The 2,160-nt window shown below is 53.5% G+C and carries 3 protein-coding genes; all 3 read right to left on the bottom strand.

Annotated elements, in window-relative coordinates:
- Positions 1 to 998, bottom strand: a 998-nt coding sequence (gene ribB, locus ACTF5Z_RS08340; protein WP_438985236.1) for a 3,4-dihydroxy-2-butanone-4-phosphate synthase, incomplete at its 3' end; no start/stop codon positions are given.
- Positions 999 to 1,021: 23 nt separating this feature from the next.
- Positions 1,022 to 1,678 (bottom strand): riboflavin synthase, encoded by a 657-nt coding sequence (locus tag ACTF5Z_RS08335; RefSeq protein WP_423849882.1) that lies wholly within the window; start codon positions 1,676 to 1,678, stop codon positions 1,022 to 1,024.
- A gap of 16 nt (positions 1,679 to 1,694) precedes the next feature.
- Positions 1,695 to 2,160 (bottom strand): RibD family protein (locus ACTF5Z_RS08330; RefSeq protein ID WP_438985235.1); only part of this gene is annotated, 466 nt, incomplete at its 5' end.

Genomic DNA, 2,160 nt, shown 5'->3' with positions numbered 1-2,160 from the left:
AGGATTTGCGACCCTGTGCCGATGCGGCTGTAAATAGGCGTCTGCTTGGGTTGTACAGCATCAGGTGTGCCCAGCGCCATGTCGACACTGTGTAGCAGAGTGTCGCTGCTTTCGTCGTTGGCTAGTATGACTGCAACACCATGCGTTTGTTGCGCCAGGTAGGCAATGGCGCTGCTGGCGTCCCATGAATTCACGTCGGCGACTTGCGTGCCGATAATATCTCGCAGTATCGACTGTACGTGCATGCGCACAGGGACTGCTGTGTCCGCTGTTATTGCCCCTTTGGTCAGTGCAATGTGCATTAAGTTATTGGCACGGTCTCGGTAGGCGACCAGATTAAACTCGCCGTGCTTAGTGTGAATCGTTCCTTCGCGCTCGCGTTCAATGGTGCGCTCGTTACTCAGTCTAAAGTGAATGAGATCGGTAATGGAGCCGATTTTTAGATCCCACTGCTTGGCAAACTCTCGCAATGCCTCACCGTCGGCTAAGTATCCATCCGACGTTAAGATATCGGCAATGACGGCACTGGGAGAGCAGCCCGCTAAGCGCGCGTAGTCAGCCGCTGCCTCGGTGTGGCCGGCTCGGTTTAGAACGCCACCATCCTCTGCGGTCAGCGGAAAAATGTGTCCAGGCTGAACAATATCTTCAGGCTTCGCGTTGGGTGCCACGGCGACTTGAACGGTCAAGGCGCGGTCGGCGGCAGAAATGCCCGTATCGATACCGTGTCGCGCTTCGATTGACAGGGTGAAGTTGGTTTTTTCGGCGCTGGTGTTTTCGGCCATCAAGGGCAAGTTTAGCTGGCGGCAGCGTTCTTTGGTCAATGCAAGGCAAACCAAGCCCTTGGCTCTGCGCGCCATAAAGTTCACATGGTTCGCGGTGATATGGTCAGCGGCGACCATCACGACCCCTTCAGAACTGCTGTCTTTGTCATCGTCAACCAACACCACCATTTGGCCGCGACGCAAATCGGCAATCAGTTCTTCTACTGTGTTTAACATGCTTTGAAATTCCTAAATTTTGCTTAGCGGTTTAAAAAACCGTTTTCGGCCAGAGTCTCTAAACTCAGGCCCTGAGGTTTGGCGGCCTCACTCCCCATAAGAAGTCGCTCGAGGTAGCGCGCGATAACGTCCACTTCTAGATTGATGGAGGTGCCAACGTGGTAGCCACCGATAACGGTTTCTGCCATGGTTTGCGGAATGATGTTTAAGTCAAAGCGGCTGCCATTGACTGAATTCACCGTTAGGCTCGTGCCGTCTATACAGATGGAGCCTTTGTGGGCGATATATTTAGCAAGCTCGGCCGGAGCCTCGATTAAGAAGCGCCATGAGCGTCCCTCTTCATAGCGCTCGACGACCGTGCCGATGCCATCGACGTGACCACTGACAATGTGGCCACCCAGGCGCGATTCCGGCGTTAGTGCCCGCTCTAAGTTGACTTTGGTACCGCTGCTCCAGGTGCCGACTGTGGTTAAGCTGAGCGTTTCGTTAGATACGTCGGCCCAGTAGCCATCTCCGGGAAGGTCGACCACCGTCAAGCAGACACCGCTGGTGCAAATACTGTCTCCTAGCTGAACGCCGTGCAGTGGGAGTTTGCCAGATTTAACGCGAATACGAACATCGCCGCCGCGGGGCTCTATCGCAGCAATTTCGCCTACAGCTTCAATGATGCCGGTAAACATAATCTTCCTAGTTGCCTTAATGTGCGGGCTTTAATATCAATTTTAGATCGGGCCCAATTCGACGGGTATCGATTAAACCGAAGTTTAGGCGCTGTGTCATGGTTGCTATGTCCATATGCACTAGACTTTGCGCATTATGACCAAGAATAACAGGCGCTTGGTAAACAATGAGTTCATCGACAAGACCAGCGTTTAGCCAGCTACCTGCCAGCCTAGGGCCACATTCTAGTAGAATTTCGTTCGCAGGGGCGATCGCCATGAGCTGTAATAAAGCGTTTTTTAACCCAGCTGGCGTTTTAAGCGCAGCTACCACGACGATATTTTCAGGGTTTATGTGGTCGGGCCGGGTGGTTTTGGGCTCTGCGCAAAATAGGGTTCGAGCGCCGTTCAATATCCTCGCGCTTGCGGGGGTTTTGAGGGTCGAGTCAAATACGGCACGCAGCGGTTGATGAGCGGTTGCCTGGCGTGCGATATTGGGTTTG

The sequence above is a fragment of the Aequoribacter sp. genome (genome assembly GCF_965659035.1).
GTDB lineage: Bacteria > Pseudomonadota > Gammaproteobacteria > Pseudomonadales > Halieaceae > Aequoribacter.
The sequence above is the reverse complement of the archived record's forward strand: the minus strand, read 5'-3'. Positions and strand labels throughout refer to the sequence as shown.